32 protein-coding genes are annotated in these 26,165 nt (G+C 65.6%); 4 read left to right on the forward strand and 28 right to left on the reverse strand.

Annotated elements, in window-relative coordinates; genetic code table 11:
* Window positions 1–5 precede the first annotated feature (5 nt).
* From F8S13_20545 to F8S13_20635, 19 genes are all read right to left on the reverse strand, one after another.
* The gene (locus F8S13_20545) at window positions 6–1,112 is read right to left on the reverse strand and encodes a phosphotransferase (GenBank protein ID KAB8141191.1); all 1,107 of its coding nucleotides are present in this window, start codon (window positions 1,110–1,112) and stop codon (window positions 6–8) included.
* A 949-nt stretch (window positions 1,113–2,061) separates the two neighbouring features.
* Window positions 2,062–2,907 (reverse strand): AadA family aminoglycoside 3''-O-nucleotidyltransferase, encoded by an 846-nt coding sequence (aadA, locus tag F8S13_20550; protein KAB8141192.1) that lies wholly within the window; start codon window positions 2,905–2,907, stop codon window positions 2,062–2,064.
* A gap of 232 nt (window positions 2,908–3,139) precedes the next feature.
* Complete coding sequence (locus F8S13_20555; GenBank protein ID KAB8141193.1) at window positions 3,140–3,631, reverse strand: DinB family protein; 492 nt, start codon at window positions 3,629–3,631, stop codon at window positions 3,140–3,142.
* A 53-nt stretch (window positions 3,632–3,684) separates the two neighbouring features.
* Window positions 3,685–4,200 (reverse strand): hypothetical protein, encoded by a 516-nt coding sequence (locus F8S13_20560; protein ID KAB8141194.1) that lies wholly within the window; start codon window positions 4,198–4,200, stop codon window positions 3,685–3,687.
* 40 nt (window positions 4,201–4,240) lie between these two features.
* On the reverse strand, window positions 4,241–4,768 hold the full coding sequence (locus tag F8S13_20565) for a hypothetical protein (GenBank protein ID KAB8141195.1): 528 nt from the start codon (window positions 4,766–4,768) through the stop codon (window positions 4,241–4,243).
* A gap of 153 nt (window positions 4,769–4,921) precedes the next feature.
* Window positions 4,922–5,818 carry an ADP-ribosylglycohydrolase family protein gene (locus F8S13_20570; GenBank protein ID KAB8141196.1) on the reverse strand — a complete coding sequence of 299 codons (897 nt, stop codon included), beginning with the start codon at window positions 5,816–5,818 and terminating at the stop codon, window positions 4,922–4,924.
* 39 nt (window positions 5,819–5,857) lie between these two features.
* Window positions 5,858–6,592, reverse strand: coding sequence for a hypothetical protein (locus F8S13_20575; protein ID KAB8141197.1), 735 nt, complete (start codon window positions 6,590–6,592; stop codon window positions 5,858–5,860).
* A gap of 129 nt (window positions 6,593–6,721) precedes the next feature.
* Window positions 6,722–7,324: a ClbS/DfsB family four-helix bundle protein gene (locus F8S13_20580; protein KAB8141198.1), complete on the reverse strand. Its 603-nt coding sequence runs from the start codon at window positions 7,322–7,324 to the stop codon at window positions 6,722–6,724.
* Between the two features lie 35 nt (window positions 7,325–7,359).
* On the reverse strand, window positions 7,360–8,175 hold the full coding sequence (locus tag F8S13_20585; protein ID KAB8141199.1) for a MerR family transcriptional regulator: 816 nt from the start codon (window positions 8,173–8,175) through the stop codon (window positions 7,360–7,362).
* A gap of 120 nt (window positions 8,176–8,295) precedes the next feature.
* On the reverse strand, window positions 8,296–8,835 hold the full coding sequence (locus tag F8S13_20590; GenBank protein KAB8141200.1) for a DinB family protein: 540 nt from the start codon (window positions 8,833–8,835) through the stop codon (window positions 8,296–8,298).
* A gap of 75 nt (window positions 8,836–8,910) precedes the next feature.
* Window positions 8,911–10,476 carry a hypothetical protein gene (locus F8S13_20595; protein ID KAB8141201.1) on the reverse strand — a complete coding sequence of 522 codons (1,566 nt, stop codon included), beginning with the start codon at window positions 10,474–10,476 and terminating at the stop codon, window positions 8,911–8,913.
* Between the two features lie 48 nt (window positions 10,477–10,524).
* Window positions 10,525–10,962, reverse strand: a complete 438-nt coding sequence (locus tag F8S13_20600; GenBank protein KAB8141202.1) for a hypothetical protein — start codon at window positions 10,960–10,962, stop codon at window positions 10,525–10,527.
* A gap of 56 nt (window positions 10,963–11,018) precedes the next feature.
* The gene (locus F8S13_20605; protein KAB8141203.1) at window positions 11,019–11,762 is read right to left on the reverse strand and encodes a hypothetical protein; all 744 of its coding nucleotides are present in this window, start codon (window positions 11,760–11,762) and stop codon (window positions 11,019–11,021) included.
* Window positions 11,763–11,778: 16 nt separating this feature from the next.
* Complete coding sequence (locus tag F8S13_20610) at window positions 11,779–12,111, reverse strand: hypothetical protein (GenBank protein KAB8141204.1); 333 nt, start codon at window positions 12,109–12,111, stop codon at window positions 11,779–11,781.
* A 94-nt stretch (window positions 12,112–12,205) separates the two neighbouring features.
* Window positions 12,206–12,949 (reverse strand): type I methionyl aminopeptidase, encoded by a 744-nt coding sequence (gene map / locus F8S13_20615; protein KAB8141205.1) that lies wholly within the window; start codon window positions 12,947–12,949, stop codon window positions 12,206–12,208.
* Between the two features lie 215 nt (window positions 12,950–13,164).
* Complete coding sequence (locus F8S13_20620; protein KAB8141206.1) at window positions 13,165–13,542, reverse strand: hypothetical protein; 378 nt, start codon at window positions 13,540–13,542, stop codon at window positions 13,165–13,167.
* 232 nt (window positions 13,543–13,774) lie between these two features.
* Window positions 13,775–14,170 carry a hypothetical protein gene (locus F8S13_20625; protein KAB8141207.1) on the reverse strand — a complete coding sequence of 132 codons (396 nt, stop codon included), beginning with the start codon at window positions 14,168–14,170 and terminating at the stop codon, window positions 13,775–13,777.
* Between the two features lie 173 nt (window positions 14,171–14,343).
* Window positions 14,344–14,634 (reverse strand): hypothetical protein, encoded by a 291-nt coding sequence (locus tag F8S13_20630; protein KAB8141208.1) that lies wholly within the window; start codon window positions 14,632–14,634, stop codon window positions 14,344–14,346.
* Between the two features lie 75 nt (window positions 14,635–14,709).
* Window positions 14,710–16,269: a family 43 glycosylhydrolase gene (locus F8S13_20635; protein ID KAB8141209.1), complete on the reverse strand. Its 1,560-nt coding sequence runs from the start codon at window positions 16,267–16,269 to the stop codon at window positions 14,710–14,712.
* 357 nt (window positions 16,270–16,626) lie between these two features.
* Between F8S13_20635 and F8S13_20640 the strand changes: the two genes are divergently transcribed.
* Window positions 16,627–17,094, forward strand: coding sequence for a GNAT family N-acetyltransferase (locus F8S13_20640; protein ID KAB8141210.1), 468 nt, complete (start codon window positions 16,627–16,629; stop codon window positions 17,092–17,094).
* Window positions 17,095–17,297: 203 nt separating this feature from the next.
* Here F8S13_20640 and F8S13_20645 read toward each other — a convergent pair whose 3' ends face one another.
* From F8S13_20645 to F8S13_20660, 4 genes are all read right to left on the reverse strand, one after another.
* Window positions 17,298–17,771, reverse strand: a complete 474-nt coding sequence (locus F8S13_20645; GenBank protein KAB8141211.1) for a hypothetical protein — start codon at window positions 17,769–17,771, stop codon at window positions 17,298–17,300.
* Window positions 17,772–18,182: 411 nt separating this feature from the next.
* Entirely contained in the window at window positions 18,183–18,575 is a 393-nt protein-coding gene (locus F8S13_20650; GenBank protein KAB8141212.1) for a nuclear transport factor 2 family protein, read from the reverse strand.
* A 38-nt stretch (window positions 18,576–18,613) separates the two neighbouring features.
* Complete coding sequence (locus tag F8S13_20655) at window positions 18,614–18,967, reverse strand: TfoX/Sxy family protein (protein ID KAB8141213.1); 354 nt, start codon at window positions 18,965–18,967, stop codon at window positions 18,614–18,616.
* A gap of 192 nt (window positions 18,968–19,159) precedes the next feature.
* Entirely contained in the window at window positions 19,160–19,597 is a 438-nt protein-coding gene (locus F8S13_20660; GenBank protein ID KAB8141214.1) for a DUF1810 domain-containing protein, read from the reverse strand.
* A 161-nt stretch (window positions 19,598–19,758) separates the two neighbouring features.
* Between F8S13_20660 and F8S13_20665 the strand changes: the two genes are divergently transcribed.
* Window positions 19,759–21,723 carry a hypothetical protein gene (locus F8S13_20665; GenBank protein KAB8141215.1) on the forward strand — a complete coding sequence of 655 codons (1,965 nt, stop codon included), beginning with the start codon at window positions 19,759–19,761 and terminating at the stop codon, window positions 21,721–21,723.
* Here F8S13_20665 and F8S13_20670 read toward each other — a convergent pair.
* From F8S13_20670 to F8S13_20680, 3 genes are all read right to left on the reverse strand, one after another.
* Window positions 21,720–22,538, reverse strand: coding sequence for a tetratricopeptide repeat protein (locus tag F8S13_20670; GenBank protein KAB8141216.1), 819 nt, complete (start codon window positions 22,536–22,538; stop codon window positions 21,720–21,722). The two genes, F8S13_20665 and F8S13_20670, sit on opposite strands and share 4 nt — an antisense overlap.
* 281 nt (window positions 22,539–22,819) lie before the next feature.
* Window positions 22,820–23,107, reverse strand: a complete 288-nt coding sequence (locus tag F8S13_20675) for an N-acetyltransferase (GenBank protein ID KAB8141217.1) — start codon at window positions 23,105–23,107, stop codon at window positions 22,820–22,822.
* Complete coding sequence (locus tag F8S13_20680) at window positions 23,104–23,751, reverse strand: hypothetical protein (protein KAB8141218.1); 648 nt, start codon at window positions 23,749–23,751, stop codon at window positions 23,104–23,106. Before F8S13_20680 ends, F8S13_20675 begins: the two co-directional genes overlap by 4 nt.
* A 139-nt stretch (window positions 23,752–23,890) precedes the next feature.
* On the opposite strand from F8S13_20680, the gene F8S13_20685 reads away from it, so the two are divergent.
* Together F8S13_20685 and F8S13_20690 are read left to right on the forward strand one after the other, a co-directional pair.
* On the forward strand, window positions 23,891–24,364 hold the full coding sequence (locus F8S13_20685) for a MarR family transcriptional regulator (protein ID KAB8141219.1): 474 nt from the start codon (window positions 23,891–23,893) through the stop codon (window positions 24,362–24,364).
* A 34-nt stretch (window positions 24,365–24,398) separates the two neighbouring features.
* Window positions 24,399–24,752 carry a VOC family protein gene (locus F8S13_20690; GenBank protein ID KAB8141220.1) on the forward strand — a complete coding sequence of 118 codons (354 nt, stop codon included), beginning with the start codon at window positions 24,399–24,401 and terminating at the stop codon, window positions 24,750–24,752.
* 44 nt (window positions 24,753–24,796) lie between these two features.
* Here the strand turns inward: F8S13_20690 and F8S13_20695 are convergent, their stop codons facing one another.
* Both F8S13_20695 and F8S13_20700 read right to left on the reverse strand, forming a co-directional pair.
* A complete protein-coding gene (locus F8S13_20695) occupies window positions 24,797–25,108 on the reverse strand; it encodes a hypothetical protein (protein KAB8141221.1) in 312 nt (103 codons plus the stop codon).
* Window positions 25,109–25,234: 126 nt separating this feature from the next.
* Window positions 25,235–25,957 (reverse strand): hypothetical protein, encoded by a 723-nt coding sequence (locus F8S13_20700; protein ID KAB8141222.1) that lies wholly within the window; start codon window positions 25,955–25,957, stop codon window positions 25,235–25,237.
* Between the last annotated feature and the right edge of the window lie 208 nt (window positions 25,958–26,165).

The following is a 26,165-nucleotide window of genomic DNA, read 5'->3' on the forward strand; positions in this document are numbered from 1 at the left end:
GCGCGCTACCGCAGCTGGAAGGGGTGCTCGTGCGAGTAGATGGGGTCGAAGAAGCCCAGGAAGGGGATGCCCTCCTCGATGCACCGCAGCGCGAAGGCCAGGCCCTCGTCGTCGTACGGCTCGCCCTGCTCGGCGATCGCGCGAAACTCGTTCATCACGGCCTCTATGGCCACCAGCTCGACAAACAGCGGCAGCCGCCCCAGCCACTCGCCCGAGAGCGTGTGCTCTTTTGCATAGCCCTGGAGCAGGGTCGCGAAGTACCGCTCCATGAACGCGCGGCGCTTCTCGGCGTCGGCCTCGTGGGCGATCCAGCCCGTGCCCGCCCGCCATGCGTCGGCCAGGTCGTACATAAACCAGCAGTAGGCCGCATCATCAAAGTCGAACGCGGTGATGGTGCCGTCCGCGTAGTCGATGCAGAAGTTGCCATCGCTAAAATCGCCGTGGATCAGCCCAAACGCGCCCTCGTCGCGGGGCAGTTGCCGCAGGCGCTCGATAAGCTGCGCGCAGCGCTCGCGCACACGGCGCTGCGAGGCGGGGACATAGCGAGGGATGGTCTGATCTGCCAGGGTGTCGACCAGGAGCGCCCGCCGCGCGCTGGATGGGTCGGGGGCGTAGCGCCGCGCCAGCCGGTGCATCTTGCCAAGCGTCTGGCCCCAGTTGGCGAAGTACTCCTCGATGGGCGCGCCATCGCGGTACTGGTAGCCTCGGTCCGCCAGCCGGTCGCCGGGGGCTTTCTCAAAGACAACGAGCGACAGCGGGCGCTCGCCCAGCCACAGCACTTCGCTGTAGCGCCCCTGCCGCGAGCGCACCGGGGTGCTGACGCGCGCGCCGTGGTCGGAGAGGAACAGCACAAAGTCTAGCTCGGCCTGGATCTGCTCGGGCGGGCGGTCGCTGCGGAACGATATGCGCAGGATATACTCGCGGGAATCTTTGGTGTAGGAGTAGACGATGTTCTGGCCACCCTGGTGCGCCGGGCGCAGGTGCAGGTCTTCTAGCGCGATGCCATACAACTTTTCGGCCTGGGTCTGGAGCGACTGCTGAAGAAAGCTCAGCGCCTGATCCCTATCTACCATAGGCAATCTCCTTGTGTTTCGCGCCAGCGGCTGTGCCATCAGCCCCAGCTAGCACGGTCGAAATCAAAACCCACCAGCAGCGCTGCGCGCAGAGCGCTGCGGCGCGTGGGCACGCTTAAAGAAATGATGCTGTGATGGCATCATCACGCCTTCGAGATAGATGGAACACCTGGAAGGAACATGCCGGAGTATAGCAGGGGTGGGGCGGGCGAGAATCGGCCTGGGGATGGAAATCAGCCTATCGTCACAGTGGTTTTGGGATGGTGTTACGTTCTCGCCGTGTTTGCGCGCCTTTGGCAAAAAGGCGGTGTTGCTGCGTTGGGGTGCCATGCACGATAGCGGTTCCTTGTGGTTGGTGGGTGGATGCCCCGCAAAGGGGCGATGCCCTCAACAGGTGTCACTTTCATGAGCGGGGCATTGGGATGCGGCATGCGGGGCAAGACCGCGTGCCGGGGATGATCGGTGGTTATTACGAGTAATGGTTAGGCGTGCGCACGATGGGATCATTGCCGTAGGGGCGGACCTGGTGTCCGCCCACGCCGTGGTCATCGTGCCCATCGGGGGTCGTTCGATGATACGATGCTCACGGCGCGTATCGGAACGCGCCGTGAGCATCGAGTCGCGTTCTGATGAACGCGGCGCATCGCGCTGGGGCGGACACCAGGTCCGCCCCTACATCCGTTGTCAATCATTGCGATCATCGGCTCGGGTACGATGATCGCAATGCGGTGCATCGGCCATCGATCGGGTATGGGTGCCAAAAAAGGCTTGAAACGTGGTACAACGTGACACCATATAAGGGGCATCGCCCCCTTTGAACCCCCAATTTGAGGCGTTCCCGTGCTGTCCGCAGGTGGCTGGTGTTCGTGCATAGGGCCAGCTTGCGTGATCGGCACCTTCGCCGCATGGGCCGGGTGGGTGGGGCGGTTAGTTTCGCTTATGGTTCCTATGCGACTTGAGGACAGTGCGCACATGCAGCGATAGCTGATCACGCCGCGCCACGCGATGATGGCGGCGTGGGCAAATCGCTCGGCGTGGCTGGCGCAGATCGGAGCACCTCGGCGATCTCGCGCTTTGCGAAGAGGATGAACGCCGCCACCAGATCGCCACGCGATGCCAGCCGATCTTCGCCGAGGCCAAGGTAGGCCAGCCGCGCCTCGGCGAGCACGGGCCGGTGCTCGGCGGGCAGCCGCGCGAGCGCCCAGTCGGCGGCGGCGTCCTTCGGCGCGATCTTTCCGGTGGCCGCGCTGTACCACATGCGCGCCAGCGTGAGCACGATATTCCGCTCATCGCCCGCCCAGTCGGGCGGCGCGCTCCACGTGCCCAGCGTGTCGGCCAGCACCCTGCGAAAGTCGGCCTCGGGCACAGGCTCGAAGAGGCTCGCCGCCGCCGGGCCAACCAGGGCGATGCTGCTGTGGCGCGCCTTGGTGAGCAGGATGGCCAGGTCGATGTCGACGACGGCTGGCGTGATGTTGCCCGCCTGGATATCCCCGCGCAGCCACTCGCCGAACTGCAGCTCTCGCCGGGGCGGGTAGCGCCACGGCACGAGCTCATCGCGCAGGACAACCGTTACCTCCAGCGCGCGGTACTCTGCGCTCTGGCCGGGCGGCGCGGAGACGCCCAGCAGGTCGCGCATCACGGCCCGCCGCAGCCGATCGTCGGGCTGCGCGCCCAGCGTCACCAGCAGGTCGATGTCGCTCTGGGGCCTCAGGCCGCCATCCAGCGCGGAGCCATACAGGTGCACCGCCAGCAGGCTGGGCGCGAGATGGCGCTCGATCACACCGAGGGTTTGGGCGATCTGAGCCGCGATCTCGGCTGGCACAGTGTTTGTCATACTATCAACCCTCCATCATTCGGTCTACCGTCTCGATCGCGCTAGGCAGGGTCTAGGCGTTCTCGACCGAGCGCCGATTCGTTTATCACCAAGACGCCAAGACAGCAAGAAAAAGCTAACCAATCACCGCGAAGGCACGAAGATTCAAGGAAAAATGTGATACAGCCCTTCGAGCCTTCGCATCTTCGCGGTAAAGAATCTCCAGTGAGTCAAGAATGCAGGCCCCGCCGCGCTAGATCTCCACCTCGCCCCACCCCGCCGCACCCAGCAGCAGCGACAGCTCGCCCGCGTGGGGCAGGTCGTGGTCGAGCAGCCCCCAGATCGTCTGCACGGCCACCGCGTCCTCTTCGCCCAGCGCGTCGGCGGGCGAGCCGCGCATCAGCAGGCCCGCGATCACGCCCCAAGTCTGCTCCAGCCCGCGCATGATCTCGGCGGCGCTGCGCGGCGGGCCTTCCTCCCAGGCCAGCAGCGGCGCGAGCGCTGCCGCCTGCTCGCCCAGGGTGCGGCGCAGGTGCAGCGCCCGCCCGAAGACGATGTGCTCGGCGAGTTGCCCCGGCGTGCGCTGGCCGGGGATGACCTGCGCGCGCAGCTGCTCGTCGCTGAGCGGCGCGATGGCGCGTATGAGGGCATCCTGGTAGTCCTGCCAGCTTGCGAAGGCGCGGGCCTCCGCGATTGCTGCTCGTGTCATGGGCGCTGCTCTCTTTCTTCCATTTGTCGGATGCATGTGGTGTTGCACAACCTTGCCCGCGTGCAGACAGGCTATGTTTCCGACGGGGCCTAATCAAAGTACCAGTTGCCGCCATAGGTATAGTAGGCAGGTGGCGCAGAGCGATAGTGCCACTGCGCGTTTGCCGCATCAACAGCAACCACCGCTGAGAGATCGGTGATTGCTATCTCTAGCTGGTTCGGCTGTGCAGGCGCGCTCGTCAGTCGGTCATAGTATACATACCCTAAGCCTGTTGCAGCGATAGACCACGGTACCACAAAGGTGCCAAACCGCATTTCTGGAATAGATGGGCCACGAGATAGAGCTTGACCTGTGGTGACCTTGGGATCATTCGGGTCGAGGATGCTACCGCCGTCGTTTCGATAGTACCAGGTGAAGCTGACCTGCTCAGGAATCTCTTGTTGCCTATCGAGCACGATTGCGCCATAGGTGGTGCCTTGACGCAGCAGCAGCACGGTGCCGTCTGGTAGTGGCTTTGGGGTTCCTTGGCTTACATTTTGAACAATCGGGCTGCAGCCTACGAGAGTCGCAGCAGCAAAAGCGAAAAGGATGAACAAGCGAACCATCTCTTTGCCCCTCACCGCTTGATGTTACTAAGGCCCCTTCTCACGCGCGCTCGTCTAGGAACAGGGTGAACTCAAGATTGCCGGGCGACTGGCCATAGGCGGTCAGCAGCACGGCGGCCTCGCTGCGGTGCTGCATGATGTGGAGCTGCGCGGCCACCAGGAACTGCCAGACCACCCGCTCGCGCACCACGCCGGGGATGACATAGCGGATGGTGCCGTTCAGCCTCTCCTCGCTTAGGCCATCCAGGTAGGCCCACATCTCCCGCTGCTCTGCGGCCCAGCGCACCTGCAGCGCGGCGAAGGTCGGGAAGGCATCCTCGTGCAGCTCGGTGGCGTCGTAGGCGGCCTCATCGGCCAGCGGGTGCTGGTAGTAGCCCTGCAGCGTGATCCGGTCCTGCCACATGCTGTCTAGGATATGCACCATGGTCTCGCGCAGCCCGCCGCGCCCGGTGCCGCCAGCGCTCGGGGCGGCGTACTGCTCGGGGCCTACCCTGGCGCAGGCCGCAAGGATGCGGGCGTCGGCCCAGTCGCTGAACGCGTACAGCAGCTTGATCTCATCGACTTTCATGCGGTGTCTCCACGCAGAGGCTACCGTGCCCTAGCCGATTGCTATGGCGGTGGTTTTGATCATAACGGTGGGTGTTTATCAGTATAGAGCCTGCGTCAAGAGCCCAGGCCGGTAGGCAGACCATCAAGCTGCGCGCCACAGCGGCGGGCGAGGCTAGCCGCCCAGGTGCCATGTCGGCAGCGCCTCACGGCGGCTCTGCCACGTATCGGGGATGCCGCCTGCCCCCACGAAGCAGGCGACGACGCCCCCAACGATGGCGCAGATCGTGTCGCGGTCGCCGCCGCCGCGCGCGGCCAGCCAGAGCGCCTCGGGGTAGCTTTCCAGATGCTGGGCGCAGCACCACAGCGCAAACGGTGCGGTGTCCTGGGCCGACATGTCGGTTCCGTTGCCCAGCACTGCGACCGCAAACGGCAGCGAGCTAGCCTCGTCGATCGACTGGGCGCGCAGCAGCTTCGAGCGCACCTCGCTGGGCGGCAGCTGCGCGATCACATGGGCTAGGAACTGCTGCGGGGTCGGGCGCGGGCCAGAGGCGGCGGACTGGGCCGCTATGGCGGCGGCGAGTGCCACGGCGACCGCCCCGGCCACGCCCTCGGGATGGGCGTGCGTCACCTCCGCCGAGCGCGCCGCCTGCGCCGCCACCATGGTGAGATCGGCGGAGAAGAACGCCCCCAGCGGTGCGGCGCGCATCGCGGCACCGTTGCCCCACGAGCCTTGGCCCGCGAAGCTGCTGGCCGCGACCTCTCGCCAGCTTTCGCCATGGCGGATGCGGTCAAGGACGCGGTGCATGGATGGGCCGTAGGCGCGGTTGTAGTCGTAGCGGCGGGCGAAGCTGGCGGCCAGCGCATCCTGGTCGATAGCCCCGCGCGCGGCCAGCACCGACACAACCGACAGCGCCATCTCGGTGTCGTCGGTGTAGTACCAGGGCGCATCCGGCAGCTGCCGCCGCTCGATCTGGGCGTCTGCGTCCTCCAGCTGGAAGAAGCACTGGCCGAATGCATCCCCAATCGAGAGGCCGTCGAGCGATAGGTGTGCGAGCGCGAGCGGGTCCATGGGTTTGCGACCTTTCGATGCGGGTGTGGCTGCCCGCGCCTAGCCGAAGAGCAGCGTCAGCGTGATCGGCGCGAATGAGGCCTGGGTGTTGGCCATGGCCATGAGCATGAGCAGCAGCGTGGTCGGCGCGGCCAGCACCCCTGCTGCGATGCCCGCATACGCTTTCGGGCCCCACTGTGTGGCCTGGGCCGCCCTACGGATCAAGCGCCGCCAGAGCGCGGCGGTGAGCGCCGCAGCCACCGCCAGCAGGCCGCTGCATACGATGGCCTTGGGAAGCTGCCATGCCAGCCGGTCGCGCAGCGCGTCGCGCAGCGCGGCTGGCATGGCAGCCGCGCCCGACCGCGCCCACGCGGCCACCTCGCGGTGGATCGCGGCCTGGCGTGTGCCAGCATGGGGCGTGCCCAGCTCGGGGATGGCCTGGGCAAACCCGGCCTGGGGGTCGAGCACATTGCTGAGGTTTGCCGCCACCACCACCACCAGCGCGAGCGCTGCGACCGCGCTGGCCAGCCCAAAGCCAATGACGACCCACTGCTCAAACGCGGCCCTGCCAGCCTCGGCGCGGCGCAGCTGGCCGAGCCGCCGCCAGCAGCCCCAGCAGAGCAGCCCCAGCAGCAGGGCGAAGATGCCGCCCTCGATCGCAAGCACGGCGTGAAACAGCGTATAGTCGCCCAGAAGGGTGTCGTAGGCAGGGTTGGCGCGCGATCCAGATTGAACCAGCGCACTGAGCGCCTGCTGTAGGCTATTGTCGTCCAGGGTATGCCTCCTCGGGATCATGTGATGTGCGAAGGGTGCTGCAGCCCTGCCATGCTACGCCGATCCGCGCGAGAGTGTTGCAGCGCGCCGAGGAGCAGTGCACCCATGCAGGGCCGACCGTACAGCCCCCTGTGCACTATGCCGTGCCTGCTAGCGTGAGACAAAGGGCAGCCGCTCCAGCTGATCTGCGTGCTCCTCGTAGTGCTCGTAGATGCCCTGGATCAGCGGAGCGGCAGGGAAGCCTAGCTGCTTTGAGAGCCCTTCGGGGGCAAACAGATCCTCCTCGCTGAGGCGCGCCACGCGGGCGGCGACCCGCTGCCGGGTGGCCGCGAATCCCTCTAGGACATCCGCGACACTGCGCGACCGATAGTGTGCGAAGACCTTGGCGTTCATCGCGTCGATCGAGTCCTGGGTCTCGGATGTCTGGTCGAAGAGCGGCGGCAGGATTCGCGGGCCGTCCAGCGCCTCATCGGCGGGCAGCGTCGCTAGGAGCCACTGATCCCACCAGGTGAGGTGGGCCAGCACATCTTTGACGGTCCAGCCGTCGGGTAGGCAGGGCAGCAGGAGCTGATCGGGCGAGAGCGGCGCGGTGGCGCGGACGACCCGCTGGATCGCACGCTCAATACGGGCGCGGATGTCGGGCATGCTTTCGGGTGCTGTCATAGCGATATACCTCGACTCATTGCGGCAGATAGCCGCCATCGGCGACGAGAGAGAGTATAGCACTGGATGAATCGCAGGAGGGCGGGCCATGCGGCCCGCCCTCCGCGCTCCTCGCTGCGCGAGGGCTATGGCCGCTCTATCGGATACTGCACCTCGGTGGCGGTCTCGTGCATGTCGCCGTCGCCGTGGTGGATGTAGACCTCGCGGTAGGTGCCGGTCGATCGGTAGCCGTTGGCCTCGATCCACGCGAGCAGCGCCATATGCGCCTGCCCCAGGCCATCGAACCCGCCGTAGTGCACCGCCGCTGCCACCTGCTGCGGCGGCAGCTCGTAGACTTGCACGCGCTCGCCGCTGGCGATGCTGCGGTCGATCGGCACGGCTGCCTCGGCATCCTCGTTGGTGAGAACCTCGGCGGGCTGGTGCCAGATGGCGAAGCACGGCCCGGTGTCCCTCGCGCCGCGCTCCCTAAGATGGGTGTAGGTCTCCATGTAGGCCGCATCGAGGTACTGCGGCACCTGGTCGTTGGTCGGGATGGTCACGCGGCGCGATGCGATCAGCTGGGCGGGCAGGGTCTTGAGCACGACATCGTAGGAAGGCATAGCATCCTCGCTTTCAATCTGCCTGATCCGAGCAGCGATGCGCAGCAGCCGGCCTTGCTCCTGCGCGATCTGCTGCTCGACCTCGGCGTGGCGGAGCTGCAGCATCCCACGGAGATGATCCAGGGTCAGGCCGCCGAGCACGGCCTCGATCTGGTCGAGCGAGAAGCCTAGGTCTTTGAGCGCCAGGATGCGGGTGAGACGCGGCAGCTGGCTCACCGAGTAGTAGCGGTACCCGGTGAAGCTATCTACCTCGACTGGCTTCAGCAGCCCGATCTCATCATAGTGGCGAAGGGTCACGATCGACACCTGTCCTAGGCGGGCAAAGTCTCCGATCTTGATCATGGCGTCTCTCCGGGTTTGCTGCGATGTGCGTACTCTAGCGCCTCAGGTAGGGTGAGAGTCAAGGGGGATTTCGGCATGTGGGAGCGGGCGGCATCCTCGCCGCCCTGCGATACCGCGCGCCTAGAGGTAGACCTCGCGCAGCGAGAGGTTGTGGTGCAGCTCGTGGCCCGCGATTATCCAGGCCAGCGCGCGCACGCTCAGCACCGAACTGCTTGCGACGCCCTGGCGCTGCCAGGCTGCGGCGTCCAGGTTGTCCAGCAGCCAGAGGCTGGCCGCCCGCACCTGGTCGAACTCGGCCAGCAGGTCGGGCACCGACCGCGCGTTGGCGTTGCCCAGCGCCACCCACGGGTCCGGCTCCATCCCCGGCAGCGCGGCCTGCTCGCCGCGCGCAAACCACAGCGCGCGGAAGGCGAACAGCCGCTCGGTATCGCTCACGTGCGCGATCACCTCTTTGATGCTCCACTCGCCAGGGGCGGGCGCGGCGGATGCGCGGTCGTCGGCGATGCCGCGCAGCATGGCGTGGATGTCGCCGTGCTGCGTGCGCAGCGTGTGCAGGATGTCGCCGTCGGGGACCAGCTGGATGTAGCGGAAGAAGTAGGGCGATGCCTCCTCGGCGGAGGGGCGATCCGAAAGCGAGAACATGGGCGCGCTCCTTTGCATGGCGGGTGAGGAGAGGAGTATAGCATATGGCCTGCGGGGTGAAAAGCGCGCTGCGGGCGAGCCGCCCGCACCGCCCTAGCGGGCCAGCGCGCGCAGCCTGGGGTTCGGCGACTGCTCTAGGCTGGCGCGCACCAGCGCCGCGATGGTCTTGCCGTGGGTGCTTTTTTCTTTTTTTTGCATGGGTGGGCGCTCTTCCCTCAGCATGCGCTGCGCGATGGGTATGGCGCGCTCATCGCCGATCTTGGCCAGCGCATCCATCGCCGCGAGCCGACTGAGATCATCGCCGCATCGTGCCCATTTCAGCAGCACAGGCACGGTCGCTGCTTGGCCGCTCTTTCCCTGCAGCTTTAGGATGATGTTCGTGATGTCATTGACTGCTTCATGCGAGAGCAGATTGATGATAGCGGGCAATCGGCTGCGGATGTGTAGCCGCTGTAGCGCAACAAGCGCCCTGTATTGCACATGCTGCTCCTCATCTTCCAGGTGCTTGATGAGCATTGGTGCATCTGCAGCTCCCCACCAGCCTGCGTCGATTGCGTGGGCGCGGCACAGGTGCGGGGGCGCTGTGGTGACAATGCGCAGCAGATCTGGCTTGATGAGCGCACGTGCTTTTTTAAGTTGATAGAATGCTGTGGATGCGACATGCCTATCGGGGTCTTCCCAGAGCAGCTTGCGAACTGGCTCGACCCAGCGCTGGGGGGCGAGCATTTCCATGGTGTAAACCGCCTGTTTTCGCACGTCTGCCGATACGTCGTCGAGCACCACTATGGCGTGGGGCGCGAGGCTTTTGAGCTTGAATTTCCTCGCCACTATGAGCGTGTTCGACCGTACCTCTGCAGAGGAGCTTTCTAAGAGCGTTGGGAAACGCCGGATGGTCTCATCGGAAAGGCGCGGCAGCCGCCAGAAGGCCGCCGCCGCCTCGCCCTTGAGCTCGCCGTCGGCCTGCGGGTCATCCAAGATCTGCCACAGCTCTAGCTCGCCGCCGCCTGGGCCATAGCCGAACTGGAGCTGATTGTAGCCCAGCATCAGCTCATCGAGCCAGCGCTCGTACCAGGCCAGAAAATCTGGCTCGCGAACGAAATAGGGCGGCGCATGTTCATCCGCATCGACGTAGATGACTCGCCCAGCGTAGGGGCCAGCGACAATAAGCTGAGTCTCGAAGGTGCAGCCGCGTGACCCTAGCGTTAGCGTGCCCTGATAGGGCGATGTGTCTCCGAAAGGTTCGCGCCAATCGGGCGTCTGTGGCATGCCTGGGGAGAGCGGGCATGGGCGGGCGAGGAAGTCATCTGGGATCTCATCTTCTACCCAATCGGCAAAGTCATTGTACTTGTCGAGGCTATAGAGGCCGTAGATCGGCCCCGCGCCGCCGTTGCCCGCGTGGATGAGGAAGGCGCGGTAGTCTTCTGGCAGCCGGATGCGGTGCTCGGCCTCAAAGGCCTGCACCTCAGCTTCGCTCAGGGGCGGCACGAGCTGAAACTGGTCGGGGCTGGACTTCTTATCTGGGATATGAGTTGCTTTGACTTGTGCTAATTTTTTGAGGATGCGCTGCACGCGCGCCACCTGTATGTTGGTTATCGCTGTATTCTCCATCAAAATGGATGTAGGCATTGTTTCACAGCCGCTGGCTGCTGTCAACCGCATATGTGTGTTCTTCCCAACGGGCGCATGCTCAGTTGTTGGTTGCGACCCCTACTGGAATACCCACACATCCGACGGCTCCTCATCCAGCAGCGGTCCCCAGATCGGGCGGTAGCGCTCGACCTCATCCTGGTATGCCTGCGCGAGATCGCCCGCCACCTCGGTGAGGAAGAAGCGGTATTCATACGCTTCGGGCCTGGGGATGCGGTACATCGCCGCCACCTCGAAGCAGAGCGGGAGAAGCGCGCCCTCAGAACCCTCGATCTCAGGCTCATCCTCATATTCCTCGAATAGGATGTAGAAATTGCGCCGGAAGCAGATCGATAGGCACTGCTGATCGGCGCTGTAGTGATACTCAAAGCCAAAGATCTGATGTTCGCACACAAGTGGGATGCGCGCGAAGATCTGGAATGCGGCCCAAATCTCCTGAAGATTGGTCTGCTCAAGATAGATGGTCGGCGCATGGGGCGCAGCGCATGGTACGCCCATCAGGCCCAGGTAGGTTGTGACGGTCTCTTCGCTGTTTATGGGTGTGTCTTTCCTTGCTATTTGGCCTCGCCCAGCGGTGCCATGGTGTCCAGCATGTCAAGCATGTCCACGCACTCTGCGATGGTGTCGGCCTGGGGCGCGGCGATGTCGGCGGCGAACGCGGCGTAGAGCCGCCCCCGCAGGCCCTGCCCGCGCAGCCACGCGATCACCTCGGCCTGCTGGCGGGGGCTGCCAGCCCAGAACGCGTTGGCCAGCCTGCCCCGCAGGATTGCGGCCATGTTCTGCGCGATGTAGCCGTGCAGCGCTAGGGTCGCCTCGCCGCCTAAGCCCTTCTCCCAGCGCGCCAGGTAGGGCCGCAGCACATCCTCGGCCTGCGCGATGGCGCACAGCCATGTGTCGACATCCCCGCCCGCCAGTGCCTGCCCCCACTGCCACATGAGGCTGCTGCGCACCGCGTCGCGCTCGGCGGGGGGCCACGCGCCCCACTCCGCCATCGCCAGCTTGCTCAGCACGATCTCGGCGAGGGGCATGTCGGGGTCGCCCGTGGCCAGCAGCTCGATCATGCGCGGCAGGAAGTGGCGCAGATCGTCGGCGTCGCCCCAGGTGGTCATGGCCTTGAAGGCGTAGCGGCCCAGGTCTGCGCCGGAGAGCGCGCGCAGCGAGCGGCTGCGGATGCGCCGCTGGTCGGCGTCGCCCACGCAGCAGGGGCAGCCCGCCACGCGCGCGTGCAGCGGGTAGCGGGCGAATGCGGCGTACAGCGCGGCGATGGGGCTGGTGTCGGTGTTCATTGTCTTTGTCATAAGGAGTTTTGTGGTGCTAGGTATACTTGACAACCTCGGGTGGCTGCCAAGATGCGAAGATCAGGCACCGCAGATCGGTCTGGATCCCATAGCGAACCAGCCCCGCATCCTCGCTGCTGTACGAGTCTGCGCCAATCAGCGTCTTGATGACAGCGGGATCGGGGGCTGCGCCGTTGAGCCATTCGGTATGTAGGTCAGCCAAAGCGTGAAAGATGACCGAGCGCGTGACCGTCGGCCCAGGTGGGTTAGGTAGGCAGCGCAGCGTTCGTTCGCGCCGCTCGGCGTCATGTTCAATGGCGTTGAAGTAGGCCACGCAGCCTTTGGTGATTGCCTGCTCGATAGGTGCCATCCAGCCTCTTTTGTAGAAATGGGAGCTTATGAGGGATGTGGTGCCGCCAGCGGGCGGCAGGCCCTGCGCCCGCCGCCCACATCGCTATCCACCGCTACTGGGTGAGCACGATCGGCTCGCCCTTGGTGATGATCATCGTGTGCTCGAACTGCGCCGAGAGGCTGCCCTGCGCCCCCACCAAGGTCCAGCCATCTGCCGTCTCCATCGCCATGCGGCTCTTGGTGGAGAGGAACGGCTCGATGGTGATCACCATGCCGTTGCGCAGGGTGCGCTTGTCCGCAGGGCGAAAGGTGCCGGCGATGTACTCGGGGGCCTCGTGCAGCGCGTGGCCGATGCCGTGGCTACCCAGGTTCTCGATCACCCTGAGGCCGTGGGCGTTTGCGGTTCGCTGGATGGCCGCGCCGATGCCGTTGATCGGCTGGCCTGCGCGGGCCTGCCGCATGGCCTGGGCCAGGGCGCTCTGCGCTGCCTGGCACAGCCGGGTCTTCTGCGCGCTGGTCGGCGGCACCACGGTGGTGCCGCCGGTGTCGGCGAAGTAGCCGCCCAGCTCGGCGGAGACATCGACGTTCAGCACATCGCCGGGCTGGATGACGCGGTCGCCCGGGATGCCGTGGGCGATTTGCTCGTTGATGCTGATGCAGGTTGCGCCCGGGAAGTCGTAGGTGATCTTGGGGGCGGATCGCGCGCCGTGCTGCTCCAGCAGCCGCGCGCCGATGGCGTCTAGCTCGCGGGTGGTCATGCCCGGCTCGGCGGCGGCCAGCATCTCCCGCAGCACCAGCGCCACGATCTTGCCGATGCGCCGCAGCGCGATGATGTCCTCTTCGGTCTCGACGGTCATAAGGTTTTCCTCTCTGAATGCCCGTGCACACGCGGGCGGCTGCGCCGAAGCCGACAGGGGGTGGCTGGGGCTGCGGGTATTATAGCGCGGCGGTGGCAGGGCGGCGAGATCACAACAAGAAGGGCCGATTCGCTCGCGGGCTGCGCGTAGCAGCCTCTACCACCAAGGCTCCAAGACGCCAAGGGCAAATGCAGGCATCATCTGAAAGCCATAATCTAGCCCACCCGGATCGGCGGCCTGGCGCGCCCGAGGAACTCGATCACGCTGACCAGCACCTCGTGGCTGAGGCTGTAGTTTTTGGCCGGATCATCGCGGTAGAAAGTGCCGTCATCCGGTACATTGGTGACGCTCAGGTCGGCGAGCATGCGCTCCCCTGGCCCGATCCTCGGCAGCACCACCGCCAGCAGATACTGGCGGATCTCCGCCGCCTCGGCGGCTGCCAGCTCGACCCCGCCGAAGCGCAGCTGGTCGAGCAGCTCCTCGTCGGGGAGCAGCGGGGGCGTGCAGCATGCCAGCGTGTAGTGGAGCACGCCCCAGTTCCAGGCGTTGACATCCAGCGATGCGCCGTCGGCGTCGGTGAGGGTGATGCTCATAGGTGTTGCTCCTGCGCATAGGCTGCGCGTAGAAATGGTGCGGCCCGAGGAGTGCTACCGTGCGATCTTCTGCACTAGCAGGATTGCCAAGCCGCGTATCATGATCGCCCCAAGGGCCTGCCGGATCATGGTATGCCGTTTGGCCTTACGCATGATGCGTTGGCGAGCTAAGGCATGTGGAGAGCGAGCCGTCAGCTGTGGCCTGTTCTAGATACTCTTCAACGCTTATCCATCACCCTGTGTGCACGCGGCAGATGCTTAGCTTGCCCTGCGCGATCTGGAATCTATCGATCTCTCCCGTATCATCGCCCACAAAGAACAGCGCATCGCTCAGATATGGTGCGAGCTGGGCGATGTGCTGGCCAAACGCCTCGTAGCCGCACCACATCTTGCCGCCGCTCTGGATGACGAGCTGAGCCGCCTGCTGTGCGCCTACATGGATGTCATCGCCATCTAGATTGGGGATTGAGTCAGCTGTGTTTGGCTCGATCAGGTAGGTGTAGAAGCGACCCCGATCATGAGGTGCGAGGATAGCCGCGACCGAGGCCGCGCAGCCCTCGCGGATCGGGATCACCACACCCAGCCGTTGGGCGGGCGATACTTGCTGGATTTCACGCTGGTTCCCCATGGGTTTAGTACTTTCCCGGTTGATGTGTCAGATGGCATGATAAAGCATACGGCTCACCCGCGCCGCCGCCCGCCGACCACGGCGGGCGGCGGGCTTGTGCGTTTGATTATTATAGCTGACTGGTGAGCTACTGGCTTATACGTTGCCCAACGAATTAGCGAGCCGGGTAAAACTTAGCGCTGCGCTCGCAGATAGTCGACCACGATCTGGACTGTCGTTTCAACGGTCGCGGTTTCTCGCGCATTGTGGGAAGAATACTCGTCTGTCTCGATGAGAAAGGGGCACATGCCATAAGAGTTTTCCACATGGATTTCGCTCGTAGCGGGGAGCGAGAACCACCAGATCCCATCGTCGTCGGCGGGGTGTATCCTGTGGTGCTGACGCACGCGGATTTCGGGCAACGCCGCTCGTACGGCGGCGATTACCATGTCAATATCGCGATGCGGTGCTGATTGCTGGGCCATACATCCGCCAAAATAATCTCGGTGCCTGCCTGAGCGCACCCGCCGTACAATCTGGGCGGGTGCGCCCAAGGAGGGCTAGCGAAGGCCTCGGTAGGTGAAGTCGCGGAAGGTGCAGGAGCCGTCGCCGCAGGAGAACAGCGCCAGCTTCAGGCTGGTAAAGCCGCCGAAGACATTGTGGTGGATGCCCGAGGTCTCCATCTGCCAGGGGTGGCGCAGCCAGGTCGTGCCGCCGTCGGTCGAGTAGTGGTAAGTCACCACGTGGTCGATGTTGGTGAGCCGCAGCCGGATGCTCTGCGCGCCCAGCCCCATGCGCATCCAGCGGTGCTCCTCGCCGTAGTTGTAGGTGCGTAGCTCGCCCGCGCCCAGCCCCAGGCCGCAGTACATCTTCTCGCTGTAGAACAGCAGCAGGCCGCCCTGCGCCGCCCCCTCTGTGTCTACCGTCACCTCCACCTGGTAGCGCCTATCGCCCACCACGCAGGTGAGCGGCGAGGAGACCTCGGGCGTGGCGTTTTTGCCCGCCACGTGCAGCCGCCTATCGTCGTAGCGCACGCGGCCCATCTCGCCTTGCTGCGGGTTGAAGAAGCTCCACTGGATGCCAAACTTGTCGGTCGAGAAGTCGTCGGAAAGCGCCATGCCAGCGGGGCCAGCGCGCCCGCCGCCCGGCTTGGCCATCGGCTGGGCCAGCGTGCCGCCCTGGGCCACCGGCCAGCCGTCGTCGCTCCATGCCAGCGGCTCTAGCAGCGTCTGGCGGCCCAGCGTACGGAAGCCGTTCTCGTAGCCGTGGTAGACCATCCACCAGCCGCCGTCGGGGGCCTCCACCAGCGAGGCGTGGCCGCGCGACCACCACGGCTCCGCCGCCGAGGCGGTGTGCACGATCGGGTTGTGCGGGCAGTCCTCCCAGGGGCCGTGGATCGAGCGCGAGCGCGCCACGATCACCATGTGGCTGGTGGCCGGACCGGCGGTGCCGCCCACGGCGGAGACCAGGTAGAAATACTCGCCGCGCCGGAAGATCTTCGGCCCCTCGGGCGCGAACATCTCCACATCCCAGTTCTCGGGGTAGCGCCACGGATCGTAGGCCTGCTTCAGCTCGCCCGCCGTTGCCAGGCCGTCGTCGCTCAGCGCGATCGAGCGGATGCCGTTCACGAACAGGTAGCGCCTGCCATCCTCGCCCACCACGTGGTTGGGGTCGATGCAGCCCGGCATGCGCAGGTCGATCGGGTCGCTCCACGGCCCGCGGATGTCGTCGGCATAGATCACGTAGATGTTGGTCGCGTCGCCGACCGCCGGGATGTAGATGTAGTAGCGGCCTTCGTGCTTCACCAGATCGAGCGCCCAGACCGAGCCGATGTTTTGGTGCAGCGCGGTGCAGATCGGCTGCCAGTTCACTAGGTCGGTTGAGTGCCAGATCACGATCCCAGGGTAGGTGAGGAACGAGGAGAAGGTCATGTAGTAGTCGTCGCCATCCCGCAGGATGGTCGGGTCGGCGTGGTCGCCGGGCACGATGGGGTTGAGAAAGCGCCCGTCGCCCAGGTCGGCCCTGCGCTGGCCCTCGATGCCTACCCCCCACGGGTGGCTATCCGCCGTGTGCTCGCTGTGTGTGTCGCTGGACATAAAAGTTGATCCCTTGCGGTGCATCCCGCCCTGGCCAGAGAGAAAAGCGCTGCTTTGCGCCGTATTTTAATGCTAAACTTTTTTGTTCAGCCGCCACCCTCGTGCAGATGACAGGGCGATTATACCGGAAGTGCGGCCATGATGTGTTTGCGGTCAGCATTCTTTACCACGAAGACGCGAAGGCGCGAAGGGGATAAGAGAGAACGCTTTACAGATACAACAGACAGATCGATCGCGTGAGCTCCGGCCGAGAAGGATAGTACCCAAACAGCGTTTGACGGTGGATGCTATAGTATGGCGGCAGATCTGCCCTGCTTTCGTTTGTGATATCAAGGTGCTATTGCGGCCAGCTCTTGGCGCGTAGCACCTGAAGGATAGCCCATGCCCCATGTCGCACTGCAGGAAATTAATGCGGACAACTGGCGCGCGACGCTGGATCTGGCGGTCCACCCCCAGCAGCAGGCGTTTATCGCCGGCCACACCCCAATCGCTGCGCTGGTGCTGGCCAAAGCCTATGTGCGCCCCGGCGGGCTGCGCTGGGTGCCCTACGCGATAGCGACCGATCAGGTGTTCGTTGGGATGCTGGCACTCGCCTACGAGCCGGGCAGCAGCGAAACCTACTGGCTCTACCACTTTTTTATCGATCAGCGCCACCAGGGCCAGGGCTATGGGGCGGCGGCGCTCGGCGCGCTGTTCGCGCACATCCGCCGCGAGCACCCGCTGTGCCGCAGGCTGCACCTCACCGTTCACCCCGATAACCACTCCGCCCAGCGGCTCTACAGGCGGCTGGGCTTCGCGCCAGCTGGCCAGCAGATCCACGGCGAGCCGCACTATCAGCGCGCGATGTGAGCGCGCCCGCCATTACTACTTTCATATGGAGAGGCTGCGCCTCTAGCCGATGCCTCGGAAGAGGCCGATCAGGTTCTGGTCGGAGCCGATCGACTCGAAGTAGTAGTTGTACTCGCGGCGTCGATCAGCATGCTTCGATAGTCGGCGAGGCTCGTAGCTAGAGGGTTATCAATACATCCGATCGAAGGCCGAGAGCGAGACTGCTAGCCCCAGAGCCAGCTGTTTTTTGTGTACACATCATCCACGATGATCTTCGCCAAATCATCGCCGATGGCGGCGCAGTGGCGCAGCAGCGCCGCGCCGATCATGGTCTTCGCCTCGCTTTCAAGGGTGGTCTTTGGGTCTAGCTCGTTGATCTCGCCTATGAACCTGATCATGTGCGTGATATCTGCCGCGTGCGCCGCGATGAAGCATTGGATCAGATGGATCTCGGCCTTGTCAAGCTGCTCCCTGAGCGCGGGGTGGCGCAGAAATGACTCGACATGTGCTACGTTCTCCACGCCCATGCATATCATGGGGTCGAGCATATAGTAGATAATGCCGATGGCGATATCTTCCGCGCCTGCCGCGATAGGCTTGTGGGCGCGGGCGAGGCGGCGCACAGCCGCATACTCCGCATTGTGAGAGTCGGCTTGGCTGAAGAGGGCGACAAGTTTGGTGAGGTTCTGTATGGTCATAACACGCGCCCATCAGGGTGTGGCGTTGGGTAGCTCACGGGTGTGATCATCTTGATGCTGCCCTCAGCCACTTTATACTAGTGGCTGAGGGCTTGGCCCGGATCGCAATGGTGCTACAGCGTCAATGCGCCTCCCCTACGGTCTGCTTCTCCAAAATGACGTGCGAGACCCCTATCCCATCCCTTGCTGTGGCGCTTGGGCCAGTGTGTGGTAGTGACGGTGCTCCTCGCGCCAGCGTATCGTTGCCGATGCCGCGCGAGGGTGACAATTTCTGTGCGTCCGCCGCTTCTGCCGCCAGCACCACTGCGTGAGGGCGTACCGCCGCCACGCGCTCATGGGCATACCTTCTGCTTAGCGGGCGCATTCATTTTGTCTAGCTAGGGCTAGGCCGCGCGCGTGATCGCACACGGCCTAGCCCATGCGCTCAACCCACTGGGCGCGCCAGGCGGGGGCCTCGTAGGCGTCGGGCCAGTACTCGATCTGGCGGACGATCTGGCCGTCGCGCACGGTGGAGAAGGTGATGGCGCGGGCGTGCACGCTGCCATCGGTGACGCCCACGTCGCTGACGACCTCGGCCCCCTCGGCCACCAGCCGGTGGATGGTGAACTGCCAGCGGCCATTGGCGGGGTAGCTCTGGTTGATGGCAGCGAAGTTCGCACGCCCACGGATGCGCTCGCGCGACTGCGGCCACTCCAGCACGAAGTCCTCGGAGAGGTGCAGCGCCGCGGCGGCGAAGTCGTTGGTGTTCATGGCCGCCCAGAAGGCCTCGACGGCCTGCCTGCTCTGCTCGGATGCGGTGGACATTGCTCTGTGGTCTCCCTCTCTTTTGCCTCGGGGGCGGCCTAGGCCCCGGGTGCGACGAACGCCATGGCCTGGTGCGCGAGCGCGGCCCAGTCGGCCTGGGCGTGCGGCGTGATCGATGCCCACTCCTTCATGGGCTGGCCGCGCCCGTTGCGGAACGGCTCGGCCTCGCCTGCTGCGACCAGGGCCGCGACCTGATCGCGCGGCAGCTTCAGCACCAGCCGCCCGTCCACCAGCATCGCGAAGATCTTGTCGCCCACGCGCAGCTGGGCGGTGCAGCCAAACATGGGCCGCATCAGTGCCTCGGCGGGGCCGCGCACCTCGGGGTAGGCGCTGAATAGCTCGGCAAGCTGGCTGAACCGCTGGTCGGTGGTCGCTGGGGTAGCATTTTCCATGGCACACGCTCCCTTCCGCCTGTCGCATCTCTGATTTCGCTGTAGTGTAGCACAGCTGTTCCGCGAGCGGAAGCCTACGGGATTGCGTTATAGGCGTTCGCAATGCAGTGGCCAGCAGCCCGCAGAGTTTGCAGGATTGGCCCCGCTGGCTCCGTCGCAGGCCGGTGTTTTTTGACCGCGATGCCCTACGCGCTATCGCTTCGCGCCAAGCCGATCCAGGGTCTGCGGGTCGCGCTGGCCGCCGTAGTAGCGCTCAAGCACCTGCTCGAAGCGCGGATCGTGCTCTGCCACCGCCGCGAAGAGCGTCATCGAGGAGCGCAGCTTCATGTCATCGGGCGAGCCGAAGATGGCCGATGCCGAGCGCCCCTGCACTGCCAGCAGCGCATCGGCGCACTCGCGCAGGCGTGGCCCTAGTAGCGGGTGGGCAAGGTAGCTGCGGGCCTCCTCCGCGCCGGAGATGGCGTAGAGCTTTGATGTTGGGCTGAATCCCAGGCCTGCGATCTGCGGAAAGATGAACCACATCCAGTGCGAGCGCTTGCGCCCGGCTCGTATCTCGCCCAGCGCGGTGCGGTAGATCGGCTCCTGGGCGCTCACGAAACGTTCGAGGTTGAAAGGTTCTGCTGTGGCCATGGGATTCGTTCCTTTCTAGCTATGCCGCCTGAGGTTGGGTCGGCGCTTTTGTCTTGTCGATTATTTTATGGAGGGCCTTGCCCGCCTGTGATACTCTTGATGGGCAGATTTTATACCACGTCTCTGCCGTTTTCTCAGAAAAGAGGAGCGCTCCTATTCCTATGACCGCTTATTCTGTATCAGCTGACCCTGGCAGCGCTCTGAACCTGGAGCGCCGTCTAGGCTGCGGGCGGCTCTGCGAGGCTGGCTGGCTGGACGACGGGCGAGTGGTGGTGGCCACCGCCGCCGAGCTGTGGGTGTGGGATGTGCGCGGCGGCACGCTGAAGCCGCTGGTACAGGCAGGCACGCGCGGGATGGACCTGCGCCAGCGTGCTGGCCTAGCTGCGCTGGTGGCCGAGGCCCCCATACGTGAGGTGCGGCTGGTGTCGCTGGCCGACGGCGCGATGGTGCAGCGCTTTCACACTGGCGAGCGGTCGCTTATCTACGCCGCCGCGCTCTCGCCCGCCGCCGAGGCGCTGGCGGTGGGCCTGGGCAGCCACCAGGTGACGCTGTGGGATGTGCGCAGTGGCGAGCGGCGGGCCTGCCTCACCCACCCCGAGACCTCCTCATCGTTCGATGGCCAGCCCGAGGTGCTGGCGTGGTCGCCCGATGGGGCCAGGCTGGCCAGCGCCAGCCGCGACCACAAGCTGTGGGTGTGGGATGTGGCATCCGGCGCGATGATGGGCGAGTGGGCGCTGCCCTTCGGGGCCAGGGGCCTGCTGTGGATGCCCGACGGCATGCTGCTGGCGGCCATGGCCTTCGGGGGCGGCACGATCACGCACACCGAGTGCTTTCTGGCCGTGGTCGACCCTGCGTGCGGCGAGGTCGTGCATCTGTTGGAGACGCCGAATGAAGCGGGGCACCGCGTCGGCGATATGCGCGCGCTGGCCCACGAGCCGTCGCGCCAGCTGTGCGCGGCGGGTGGCGACGGTGAGGTGATCCACGTGTTTGACACTGCCACCTGGCAGCTGGCGGCGCAGCTCGCCGCGCCGCCGGATGTGGTGGAGCCGCCGCGCATGCGCTACCTGCATAGCCTGGCTTTTTCGCCCGATGGTGCGCAGCTGCTGGCCACGGTGGCCACCAATGTGAACCGTGGGGCGGAGGAGCGCCGCTTCGGGCTGGAGGTGTGGGCGACCGATGGCTGGCGGCTGGCGGCGCGGCTGGATGACTTCACGGGCGCGGTCGGCGGCCTGGCGCTGGGCACGGGCGGGCGCATCTACGCCGCCTGCGACGACGGCCTGCGCATCTACCCTAGCGCCGAGGGCGGCCAGCCGACCCTGCTGCGCCCGAGGGTGCGCAGCCGCGCCAAGTGGAACACCGACCGCCTCACAGCGCTGCGCCACGTCGCCCTGTCGCCCGACGAGCACGCCGCGCTGGTCTCGTGGCGCTCGCACAGCGGCGAGGCGGGCGCGGTCGATCTGGCCAGCGGCGCAGTGGGCGAGCTGCTCGACCTGCCGCAGAAGCAGGTGGAGGCGCTGGCCTGGCACCCCGACGGCCAGCAGATGGCGGCGTGTGGCGCGGCGGCTACGATCTGGAAGACCGGGCGGAAGAGCGCGGTGCGCAAGCTGTCGTTTGCCGACCGTGCGGTGGGCGCGGCTGCCTCATCCGATGGGAAGTTTGGCTTCTGCTCGTGGGATGGCACGCTGAGCGTGGTGTGGGGCGCGAGGTTCGCCCAGGGCTTGGTGGGGCTGCGCCCGCCGGGGCCTGCCCGCCGCCTCACGGCTCTGGCCTTCTCGCCCGATGGGTCGGCGCTGGCCGTGGCGGGCGGCCTGCCCTCTCTGCGCGATGCGTACGAGGACCGGCGGGCGCGTGTGTTCGTGTGCGAGATCGCCACTCAGGGATGGCGCGAGCTACCGCTGGAGGCGGCGGGACTCAGCGCCGTCGCGTGGTCGCCCGACGGCCAGCTGATCGCGGCGGGTGATGGGGCGGGCAGGGTTGTGCTGCTGCGCGCCGCCGATGGGGCAGTGCTGGCCAGCGTCAGCGGCCACGGCGACGCGGTCACGGCGCTGCATTTCACCGCCGACGGGGCGCGGCTGGTCAGTGCCTCCCGCGACGGCAGCCTGGGCGTGTGGTCGGTTGATGGTTAGGCGGTACGCTCAATGCCGCGCAGGCCCTGGTAGCGGTCGGCTTGTGCGGCGTCGCCCAAGGCGCGGTAGATCTGCTCTAGCTCCTCAAACACGTACGGGTCTGGCGCGCCCGCCGCGTCGCAGTCGCGCTCCAGCTGCAGCTGCATGGCCAGCGCCTCGGGCAGCCGCCCGAGCGAGCGCAGCGCCCAGGCCACCATCCAGCGGGCGACGCGCACCTGCTGCGGGCTGCCGCGCTGCTGGTGCGCGGCCAGCGCCTGCTCGAAGGCGTCGAGCGCCTCGGCGTAGCGGCCCTGCTGGTGGAGCGTGCAGCCTAGGTTGTTGTGCAGCGCCCCGGCCCAGCGCTGGGCCTCGGGCTGTGCCGAGCCACGCATGTAGGCGATCGCCTTGCGCCCCCAATCGAGCTGGGCCTCGGGCGTGGCGGCGGCGAAGGCCAGCATGTGCAGCGCGTCGATGGCGATGCTGTCGAGCGCGGCCTGCTGGGCGATTTTGAACGACTGGACATAATCGGATGTGGCGAAGTCGCGGGCCTCGGCGGTCGGCAGCGCGGGCGGGTGGGTGGCCGAGCAGAAGGTGCGGCCTCGCTCCAGATGGTAGCGCGCGCGGGCCTCGGGGCTGGCGTCGGCCACCTGTGGCTCGATGGCGTCGAGGATGCGCTGGGCCTGGCTAAACTGCTGGCGCAGGCCGTAGGTGCGGGCGATCTGGGTCTGCAGGATGATCGTGTCGTCGGCGTTGGCCTGCGCCAGTGCGGCGCGAAAGCGCGCCTCGCTGGCGGCGGGGCTGGCGAAATTCCAGAGCGTAGCTAGATCTAGGCTCACCGCGAGTCTCCCTCTTTGCGACCAATATTCGTACGATCATAGAACATATGTTCAGGCGCGTCAAGAGGGAAGATGATACCCACAGGATTTAGGTGTTCTCGTTCGCCAGAAGGTTTCTACCACGAAGACGCGAAGGCCCGAAGGGAACAAGGCAACCGCTTCCCTAGGCAGCATGCTGTGCAGGGAGAACAGGCAATACCTCCAGCGTTGCCCGTTCTCCCCTGCGCATATCGGCCCTGATAGCGCCCAACGATAGTCTGTCGCCTATCCTTGGGCGAGTGCTAGAACTTCACCAGCGGCTTGTACTCGGGGTGCCGATCGATGTAGCTGCGCACAAACGGGCACAGCGGCACGATTGAGAGCTGCTGCGCCTGGGCCTCATCCAGTGCGGCGCAGGCCAGCCTGCTGCCGATGCCGCGCCCCTCCAGCGCGGGCGGCACCTCGGTGTGGGTGTAGTAGCGTTGGCCGCCTGCGTCGCGGTATTCCAGCAGGGCCAGCTTGCCATCGACCGTTGTCTCGTAGCGGCCCTTCTCGGGGTTGTTGGTGATCGTGATCTCATCGCTGCTCATGGGAGTTCCTCCGGGTCTAGTGCGGTATGTGAACCGTCGCAGAAGGGCTTGCTGGCCGATAGGCCGCAGCGACACAGCGCGGCGTTGCGGCAGATCTGTGGCTCGCCGCCATCGGCGCTGTGGATGGCCAGGGTGCCAGCGGTGCGGTAGGGGCCATGGGCGCACACCGTCACCTCCAGCGGCCCCTCGGCTGGGGCGGCCTGGGGGCGGGTGGCCACGCCGCCCGGGTCGCGGAAGCCCTGGCGGTGCGAGCCATCGCAGAAGGGCTTGCTGGCCGACATGCCGCAGCGGCACAGCGCCACGCGGGTGTCGCTGGCTAGCGCGGTGCCGTCCTCGTGGCGCACCGAGATCGTGCCGCGCATATGCAGCGGGCCGTCGGCGGTCACGTGGGCGGTGGCGTGGGCGGCGGGCAGCTCGCCCTGGCCGCCATCCAGCCGCTCGATATGCAGCGCGCCGGTGGGGCACTGGCGCACCACCTCGGCCAGCGCGTCGGCCTCGGCGTTGCTGGCCATGATCCACGGGCGGCGCTGTGGGTCGAACACCTGCGGCAGCCCGCGCACGCACGCTGCGAAGTGGATGCAGCGCTGGGCGTTGTAGCGCACCACCACGCCCTCGCCTGGGTAGCGCTTTCCTTGCTCGTCCATCCAAATATCCTCTCTTCCCTGGCGCAAGGGTTGCGCATCGCCCTCAGTATAGCGGAATCGCGCAAGCTGTGCTTTCGTTAGGAAAATAGGTCTGGAGATGTATTGACAGCTACCTGTCAATTTGGTAGGATACTGTCATATGCAAACACTCACCTCCGAAGGCCAGGCCTTCAGCGCGCTCGTGCTTGAGATCTTCCGCATCAACGGCGCTATTCTCGATGCGGGCGACCGGCTGACCCGCCCCGTGGGCCTGAGCAGCGCGCGCTGGCAGGTGCTGGGCGTGGTCGAGCACGGCCCGGTTGCCGTGCCGCATGTGGCGCGCACCATGGGGCTGGCCCGCCAAAGCGTGCAGCAGACCGCCGACGCGCTGGCGCAGGAGGGCTTTATCACCTTCGAGGAAAACCCCCACCACCGCCGCTCCAAGCTGATGCGCATCACCGCCAAGGGCCAGGATGCTCTCGCCTATGTGGCACGGCAGCACGCTGCCTGGGCCAACCAGCTCGGCGCGGCCCACAGCGCCGAGCGCCTGCACGACGCCGCAGCCCTGCTTCACACCCTCTGCGAGAGCCTAGCGCTGGCCCCGCTGCCCGAGAGCGAGCCAGCTGGGCGATAGATTGGTTGTTTTTTAAAGCGAGAGGAGAAGAGAGATGAAGCTGAACCACCTCAACCTGACGGTGACGGATGTAGATGCGGCCCAGGCGTTTCTCTCGACCTACTTTGGCCTGGAGGACATAGGCCGCAATAAGCACATGGCCTTCCTAAAGGATGATAACGGTGCCGTGATCGCGCTGACCAGCGCCGTGATGGCGAAGGAGACCGAGGTGCGCTACCCTGGCGGCTTCCACATCGGCTTTATCCAGCCCAGCGAGGCGATGGTGGATGAGATCAACGCGCGGCTGAAGGCCGATGGCTTCGATGTGCCGCCGCCGTCGCGCATGCATCGCTCGTGGACGTTCTATATGCAGGCCCCTGGCGGCTTTACCGTCGAGGTGCTGTGCTAAAACGGTGAGGAACGGCGCGGGGAACGTTCCCCGCGCCGCATCGGCTATTGCTGAGGGGGCATCGCCTGCTCGGGCGTCACATCTTCCGCGACATACCGCACGTCGGTTTCAGAGTCGGGGTTCAGCCATGCGCGGATGGAGAGCAGCGGCGAGAAGTGCTCGCGGTCGGCCATGAGCGTGTCGAGCGCCTGGCTAAAATCGGGATTGGCCAGCCCGATCGAGGCGGTGTAGCTGGTCTGGATGGTGGTGCTGTTGTCGGGCAGGTACTGCCCCCACGACTTACCGCACTTGCAGTAGCGCGGCTCGGGGAAGAGCCGCACCACATCATTGCAGTGTCCGCAAAATAAGAGCTTCATCTTGGGTGCTTCCTTCATAGGCAATAGTGGCTATACGGGTATTATAGACAATAGCTGCAAGCAAAGCACCTGTTTTTGTCTCAAAATGATCCTGCGGCCATTTTTTGCTGCACCCAACGCCTGACTCTACCGCGCCCCCTGCACTTCCTCCCACTCGCGCACCACCCGCAGCAGATCCTGCGCGGCCAGCTCGGAACCACGGTACGCGCCGTACTCTAGCGTGATCTGGGCTAGCTGGGCGTAGCGCTGCTGGCGCTGGGCGATCAGGCTGGCGTAGCTGCGGCGGTACGCCTCCTCCAGCGGCTCGCCGGGGCGCTGCTCGAACGCGCCGTGCCAGACCACCGGGCGGGGCTGGGCCAGGTAGGCGCTCAGCATCTGGGGCAGGATGGTGTCGGGGGTGTGCAGGTAGATCACGGTACTGCGCTGCCGCATGCGCTCCAGCAGCGCGGCGTCGGCGTAGATCACGCTGCCGCCCGTGTCGATCAGGCAGTCGCGGCCAGCCTGGCGGTGGCGCTCGGCCTGGCCGAGGGCATCGGCCAGCACCTGCTGCTCGCAGGCGCGGAAGGCGGCCTCGCGCTCGGCGAATCCATCCTGGTGCGGTAGGCCCATCCAAGCCCCCACCTCTTCCAGCGTGCTGCCCACCGGGCCGACCAGCTGTCCCAGCCGCGCGGCGATCTGGGCGTCGCAGTCGATCACCGCGAAGCCGTGGGCTGCACATTTCCCCGCCAGGAAGCTCTTGCCCGCCCCCGACATGCCGATCAGCGTCAAAATCATCACACCCTCCTCTGTCTGGCGCTCTCCGCCGAACCAAGGCGGGCCGCGATCGTTTAACACTTCAGTATAGCGCATGTCGCTGGCCGGGTGGAAAACCGATTTACCACCAAGACAGCAAGGGTGCAAAAGGCACGAATACCACGAAGATATGAAGCCGAACCGATTCACCCCGAAGATGCGAAGGCATACATAGAGCGGGCGCACTGGCGGTTCCCCCTTTCTTGCCCACCAAAGCCGACAAATGGCCGATGTGGCGCGCGCCCGAGCGGGCTATACTAGGCGC

Source organism: Chloroflexia bacterium SDU3-3 (assembly GCA_009268125.1).
Taxonomy (GTDB): Bacteria; Chloroflexota; Chloroflexia; order Chloroflexales; family Roseiflexaceae; genus SDU3-3.